The 6,732-nt window shown below is 74.4% G+C and carries 6 protein-coding genes; 2 read left to right on the forward strand and 4 right to left on the reverse strand.

The window, feature by feature from the left end; genetic code table 11:
- Position 1: 1 nt before the first annotated feature.
- On the forward strand, positions 2 to 1,108 hold the full coding sequence (plsX, locus tag ACWEN6_RS29290) for a phosphate acyltransferase PlsX (protein ID WP_452574704.1): 1,107 nt from the start codon (positions 2 to 4) through the stop codon (positions 1,106 to 1,108).
- A 32-nt stretch (positions 1,109 to 1,140) separates the two neighbouring features.
- Here the strand turns inward: plsX and ACWEN6_RS29295 are convergent, their stop codons facing one another.
- Positions 1,141 to 1,989 (reverse strand): spheroidene monooxygenase, encoded by an 849-nt coding sequence (locus ACWEN6_RS29295; RefSeq protein WP_452574706.1) that lies wholly within the window; start codon positions 1,987 to 1,989, stop codon positions 1,141 to 1,143.
- On the opposite strand from ACWEN6_RS29295, the gene ACWEN6_RS29300 reads away from it, so the two are divergent.
- Complete coding sequence (locus ACWEN6_RS29300) at positions 1,970 to 2,560, forward strand: glycerol-3-phosphate acyltransferase (protein ID WP_452574724.1); 591 nt, start codon at positions 1,970 to 1,972, stop codon at positions 2,558 to 2,560. The genes ACWEN6_RS29295 and ACWEN6_RS29300 overlap by 20 nt on opposite strands.
- Here ACWEN6_RS29300 and ACWEN6_RS29305 read toward each other — a convergent pair.
- The 3 genes from ACWEN6_RS29305 to ACWEN6_RS29315 all read right to left on the reverse strand — a co-directional run bounded on the left by ACWEN6_RS29305 (position 2,511) and on the right by ACWEN6_RS29315 (position 6,183).
- Positions 2,511 to 3,740 carry a glycosyltransferase gene (locus tag ACWEN6_RS29305; RefSeq protein WP_452574708.1) on the reverse strand — a complete coding sequence of 410 codons (1,230 nt, stop codon included), beginning with the start codon at positions 3,738 to 3,740 and terminating at the stop codon, positions 2,511 to 2,513. The two genes, ACWEN6_RS29300 and ACWEN6_RS29305, sit on opposite strands and share 50 nt — an antisense overlap.
- 128 nt (positions 3,741 to 3,868) lie before the next feature.
- Positions 3,869 to 5,389, reverse strand: coding sequence for a phytoene desaturase family protein (locus ACWEN6_RS29310; RefSeq protein WP_452574710.1), 1,521 nt, complete (start codon positions 5,387 to 5,389; stop codon positions 3,869 to 3,871).
- A complete protein-coding gene (locus ACWEN6_RS29315; RefSeq protein WP_452574712.1) occupies positions 5,377 to 6,183 on the reverse strand; it encodes a carotenoid biosynthesis protein in 807 nt (268 codons plus the stop codon). The genes ACWEN6_RS29310 and ACWEN6_RS29315 overlap by 13 nt, the downstream gene beginning before the upstream one ends.
- Positions 6,184 to 6,732: the final 549 nt, after the last annotated feature.

The following is a 6,732-nucleotide window of genomic DNA, read 5'->3' on the forward strand; positions in this document are numbered from 1 at the left end:
GATGGATCGCGACCACGACACCCCCTCCCAGGCGGACACCCCCTCCACGCCCGCGTCCCGGCCCATGCCCGCGTCCGCGACGGCGCCGGGCACGCCGGGCACGCCGAGCGGGTGGAACGCCGCGTCTCCGGCGGTCTCGTCGCGGCCGGTCGTCCTCGACGCCATGGGCGGGGACCACGGCCCCGCCGAGACCGTGCGCGGAGCCGTCCAGGCGCGGCGGGAACACGGCGTCCAGGTGATCCTCGCCGGCCTGCCGGACGTCCTGGGCCGTGAGCTCGCGCGTCTGGGCGCGGCGGGCGAGGCCGACATCGCACCGGCCACCGACGCCGTCCCGATGTCCGAACGCGGCGTCGGCGCCCTGACCAGGACCGGATCCAGCCTCGCGGTCGGCCTGGACCTGCTGCGGCAGGGCATCGGCGGATCCTTCGTGTCGGCCGGCTCCACCGGGGCCGTCGTCGCGAGCGCGATCGGCCTGCTCGGCACGGCCTCGCCGGTGCTGCGCCCCGCGCTCGCCGTGGCGCTGCCGTCGGTGCGGGGCGGGGCCACGGTACTGGTGGACGCGGGCGCCACCGTCGATCCCACCCCGCAGATGATCGCCCAGTTCGCGTTGCTCGGTGTCTCCTACGCCCAGCTCGTGCTCGGCGTGGACGACCCCTCGGTGGGCCTGCTCTCCATCGGCGCAGAGCCGGGCAAGGGCAACCGGCTCACCCGCCGGTCGGAGGAACTGCTGCGCTGGATGCCGTTCCGCTTCCACGGCAACGTGGAGGGCGACGACGTCCTCGCGGGTACCGTCGACGTGGTGGTCACCGACGGATTCACCGGCAACGTGGTGCTGAAGAACGTCGAGGGGACGGTCCGGGCGACCCTGTCCCTGGTCGCCCGGTGCGGCATCGCCGGGCCCGACGATCTGCGGCAGGTCGCCCGCCGCTACGACCCCGAGACACACGGCGGAGCGGCCCTTCTCGGCCTCGCCGGCACGGTGGTCGTGGCCCACGGCTCCTCCCGGGCCGCGACGATCGCCCGTGCCTGCGTCGTCGCCCGCGATCTCGCCGAGGGCCAGGTGGTGGCCCGCGTGCGCGAGCACCTGACCGTCACGCCCGCCCGGTGAGGCACGCGCAGGCGCGCGCCTGCCGGACCCTCTCAGGGGCCCTCGTGCGCGCGGGCGGCGAGGGGATCGGCGCCGTCCCACGTCCCCTCGCTCCCGTAGGGCGCGAAGCGGGCGAACAGCTCCTCGGAGTACCAGCCTTCCGCGCGGACCCGTTCGACCACCCGCCGATGCGGGCCCTGCGCGTACGCGAAATCGCGGACGGCCGCGGCGTCCCGCCAGAGCGAGAAGGTGGCCTGCCGGGCCAGCGGCCACTCGCCGATGCCCACCGAGGCCAGGCACCCGTCCTCCTCGCGCAGCAGCCGCTCGACCCCGGAGACCGACCGGTAGAAGGCCACCAGGCTCCGTGGCCGGATCGCGGCCCTGGTCAGCACCGCGACCGGTCCCGTCCTGTACTCCGGCGCACCTCCGCCCAAGGATCCAAGGCCGGTGCCCGCGTCATCGTGCGGCGTCACGCCGTGGACGACGCCGCGAGCGGGCGGCTCGCTCGAAGGGGCCGGTGCGCGGTGGTGGAGCGAGTCCGGGCCGAACGGCGCCGCTCCGCCCCAGCGGCCGCGGGACGCCAGCGGCGCAAGCCGGACCTGCCACGACTCGGCGGCCTCGCGCCGCCACCTGGCCGGGATGGGGGAGCGGGCGAGGAAGCGGTCCAGCGCCGCCTCGTCGCGCCACACGGCGAGCAGCGCCCAGCGACGGGCGTCCGCGCCCAGCGTCATCGACCGTCCCCGCCCTGTCCCGAGCAGCCGCCAGAACAGCAGCCCCTTCGTACGGCGCAGCACCGGCCGGTCGAACGCCATGTACCGCGCGGCGCCCAGGTCCGCGTACCTGTTGAGGTGAAACGAGGCGATGATGCTCCCCGTGCCGGTCATGTCGCTGATCTCGGTCATCGGCGGCTACCTTCTCGGCTCGATCCCGGTGGCGGTGCTGGTCGCGCGGGCCCACGGGTTCGACCCGCGTGACGTCGGCGACCGCAACCCCGGCTTCTGGAACGTGCGTGAGCGACTCGGCGCGGGCGGTGCCGCGCCCGTCTTCGCCGGCGACATGCTCAAAGGCGTGCTCGCGGGACTGCTCGGGCTGGCGGCCGGGGGATGGTACACGACCGGCCCCTGGGTGGTCGCCGGGCCGAGCGTGCTCCCCGCGTACGCCGCCGTCGCGGCGGCGATGGCCGGGCACGCCTGGCCGGTGATCGCCCGGTTCCGCGGCGGACGCTCGATCCTCACCTTCGCCGGAGGGATGGCGGTCATCTGCCCGCCGGCGTTCGCCCTCGCCCTGGTCCTGCTCGCGGCCGTCGCCATGCTCACCCGGTCGTTCGCCATCGGCGCCAGGGCCGGCGTCTTCGCCCTGCCGGTGCTGCAGTTCGCCTTCGCGCCGGTCGGCCACGTCGCCGCGACGGGAGCGCTGATGTGCCTCATCGGCCTGCGCTTCGGACAGGCGGCTCTGGCGGCGCGGCGTTCGTGACAGCATGCGGCTGTGATGGCGCGGCCTCGGTGGCGGTAGGCGACTCCGGCGCCACGGCGTCTACCTCGTGGGACGCTCCGGCCGGCGCGGCGCTCGCGACCGCACCCCCGGGAGGGACGCGGGGATAGGTGCGATCCCGCCAGTTCCGCACCGGACGCAGCGTCGCCAGCGTCAGCCGTACGGCCGTGGCCGGGTCGAGCAGCACCGACAGGGCGACGCCGGGGCCGGGACGCGCGTAACTTCTCCGCAGCGCCCCCGCGAGCAGCAGCCGTACGGCCACCAGCGCGAGGTCGAGCCGGGTCGGCCGTCCGGCGGCCAGCCTCAGCACAGGAAGGGCGGCGGCCAGCCACACGACGGCGAGGTCGGCGGCCTGCCACGCGGGACCGGTCACGTCGCTGAGCGGCAGCGACCGCCCCCACTGCCGCCAGACGTCCGTCGCCGACTCGTGCATGTCGACCTCCAGCAGGCCGCCCGCGTCGAGGAACCCGACCACCCACCCCCGCGCCGCGAGCAGTCGCGCGAGCGCGACGTCGTCCGTCATGTGGCCGCGAACGCGGGCGAACCCGTCGGCGCGCAGCATCGCCTCGCGCCGGAAGGCCAGGCACTGGCCGTTGGCGACGACCCGGTGCGGCGGCGGGGGCGTGGCAGGGCCGATGGGACCGAACCGGTAGACCAGCGTGGCGAGGAACGAGGCGTGCAGCGCCTGCTCGGCGGTCCCGTCGCACACGAACCGGGGGCCCACGCTGACCAGGTCCCTGCCCTCCAGCGCCGTGACCAGCGCGCCGAACAGTCCGGGAAGCGGCCGGGCATCGGCGTCCAGCGTGACGACGATCGCGCCGCGGGCGCGCAGAAGTCCCTGGTGGAGGGCCCACTGCTTGCCCACCCAGCCGTCGGGCAGCGGCCGTCCCCGCACGACCGTCGCCCCGAGCACGGCGGCGAGCCGGGCGGTGCCGTCGGACGACTCGTCGTCCACGACGATCACCTCGGCCACCGCCGGGTCGGCCAGTACGGCCGTCAGGCACGGGCCGATACGGGCCTCCTCGTCCCTGGCCGGGATCACCACCGAGATCGGCGCGGTGACGTCCGGGCCCCCGGGGGCGAGCGGAGGCAGGCGGCGTCGCCCGCGCGCGAGTCGCACGCCGACGGCCAGAGCGGCCAGCGCCTGCGCGCCGGTGAGCACCCGTCCGAGATGCCGGCTTCCGCCTCCAGGCCGCCAACCGCCCGACGACCGGGATCCGGCCGCCGCTTGGGATCCGGTCGCTGCGGCGCGGCGCACGTAGTCGAAGGCCGCGGCCGCTCGGCGCCCCGTCACCATGCCTCGCCGCGCCCACGGGTGCCGGCGTCCAGCGGTACGGCGCCAGGGTTCGCGATCGTTTTCGTCTTGGCGTTCCGGCCGTGGAGGTCCTCGTTCACCAGGTCGGCGACGATCCGCCCGCCCATCGTCACCAGCGGCAGCCCGCCGCCGGGATGGACCGAGCCCCCCACCAGGTACAGGCCCCGTCGAGGACCTCGGTTGCCGGGCCGGCGGAACGGCGCGAGCCTGCCGGCGTACGCGCCCCCGTAGATCGCCCCGCCCCAGGCTCCGTAGCGGTCCCGGATGTCGGCCGGAGTGAAGGTCTCCAGGAAACGCAGCCGCCCGGACAGGTCGTGCCCGCGCTCCGCCAGCCTCTCGAGCACGCGCTCCCCGTACGCCTCGGGGGACACCGGCCAGCGCCCCGGATCTCCGGCGGGCACGTTGACCAGCATGACCCAGTTCTCCGCGCCGGCGGGCGACTGCGAGGGGTCGTCCACGGCCGAGCAGCCGATGTAGACCGTCGGGTCCTCCGGGGGACGCCGCCGCTCGAAGATGTCACCGAACTCCTCGCGGTAGTCGGCGGAGAACACGACCGAGTGGTGCGGCAGTCCCTCGGTCCTGCCTTCGACGGCGGCGAGCAGGAGCAACGCCGAGGACGACAGCCCGAGCCGCGCGATGCGCCGCAACCGCACCCGGTCGGGGAGCAGCCGCCCGTACAGGGACGCGGCGTCGGCGTTGACCACCACGGCGGACGCCGTGACCACCTCGCCGCTCGCCAACCGCACGCCGTGGGCGCGCGTCCGGTCGGCCAGCACCTCGCTCACCTCGGTGGAAAGGTGGACCTCGACGCCGGCCTCGTCCAGCAGCGCGCGCAGGGCGTCGGCGATGCGGGGCAGGCCGCCCGGCACGTACCAGCCGCCCTCCCCGTGCTCGATGGCCGGGATGCAGCCCAGCGCCGCGGGCGCCCGGTACGGGCTCGACCCGGCGTAGGTGGCGTACCGGTCGACGTACTGGCGCAGCCGGGGGTCGCGGAAGAACGCGCCGGCCAGACCGTGGAGCGTGCGGCCGGGGGCGACCGCCCACAGGTCCGTGGCCCGCACTTCCTGCCGCGGCCGGGTCAGCGGCGCCATCGGACCGGCGAAGAAGGTGCGCCGCGACGCCTCCAGGCAGCCGCGGGCCCACCGGTGGAAGGCCCGCCACCGCTCGCCCTCCCCGGGCGCGAGCCGCTCGACCGCCACCGCCGTGCGCTCCGGGTCACGGTAGGCCGAGAACGACGTCCCGTCGTGGAAGCGGTAACGGCACAGGACGTCCAGTTCGAGGAGGTCGAGTTGGACGCCGAGCTGGCGGAACAGTCCTGGGAGCGTCAGCAGCGAGGGGCCGAGCGAGAACGTGAACCCCTCGCGGCGGTGCTCGGCGAGCTTGCCGCCGAGCCGGGGCAGGCGCTCGTACAACCGCACGGCGTGCCCGTCACGGGCCAGTAGCAGGGCGCAGACCATGCCGCCCACACCGCCGCCGACCACGATCACCTCCGCCATCGGTACCTCCATGCCAGCAGGGCGAGCGTGCCCATGGCGATTCCGCCCGCCGCGGCGACCAGGAGGTCGGGCGGGCGGAACACTGCCGCGAAACCGATCGTCTCCATCACGGCCATCACCGTGTACACCGCGACCAACCCTGTGCTGCCGGAGGACGGCCCGCCCGCGACCCGGTCGATCACGACCATGACCAGCAGGGACACCAGGAACCAGCCCACGAAGTTACTGAACGGCACTCCGCGGTACGGCCCCGTGTCCTCCCATCGCCACAGTCCGAGGCGGAGCATCTGGGGGTCGAGGAACAGATCCCACGCCGTCAGGGCCAGCGCGCCTACGCACGCGCGGGCCGTACGGCCGCGGGGAGCCACGCGGCGGGCGACCGCCTGCGCGGCCAGCCCCATGCCGCCCCAGGCCAGCGCCACGATGAGGGGAACGCCGCCGGGGCTGGGCCACAGCACCCCGGTGTAGTGGTACGCGCCGAACGGCACCCCGGACCGCGTGCCGATCCACTCCGCCGCGCAGCCCACGGCGGCCGCCCCGGCGAAGGCGGCGAGCGCCCTGGGCAGCGTGTGCGCGGCCGCCGCGTAGGCGATCGCGGAGGCCGCCAGCAGGACGACGACCAGGCTGACAAACCTCAGGTCCTCATGGCGCAGCCCCGTCTCTACTTGGGCCGCGACCATGGCGGCGAGCAGGGCCGCGCCGGCGACCCGATAACGAGCCTCGGCTCCGCCACGGCCGCCGCGCCCCGGTCGTCCTGGCCCGGCTCTCTCCCTGAGCGTCTCCCACGCGTTCACACGTAGTCATTCGATCGACGTCGGCGCCGTAGATGCATGAAGAGCTCGCCGTGTCCCGACCGAGGCGTGACTGCGCGGCCCCGCCGCGATTTGACGGACCCCGAGACCGCCCTTACTGTTCTTCTCGCCCCAGGGAACGATCGGCCGCCGTCAAGGCGCCGGGATCCTGGGGAACTCTCTGATGACACCCGCGGATCCGGCGTAACCACGGTGGATCCGGCGTCACAGTGCTGCGCAGCGAAGCCCTTCGAGCCTCTGACCGGCCCGGTTGACCTCGCCCAAGCAGTAGGGTAAGTTAGAGGGGTTGCCCTGGAGACGGGGCGGCCTGAATGCTCGTTGGTTCGGGTGGCGGGAGTCAAGTGCCGGTAACGGCGCGATTTGGTTCCGGTCGACCGGGTCGGCTAAAATGAAGGCATACGAGATGAACGCCCCAGTCGGGGGTCGGGTCCTTGGTGGGTCTGGTTTCCGGTGGTGTACGCGTCCGTTTCTTGAGAACTCAACAGTGTGTTAAAAGCCAGTGCATGATTATGCATTTTCCCGTCTTCCGTG

Source organism: Sphaerisporangium sp. NPDC004334 (assembly GCF_053602655.1).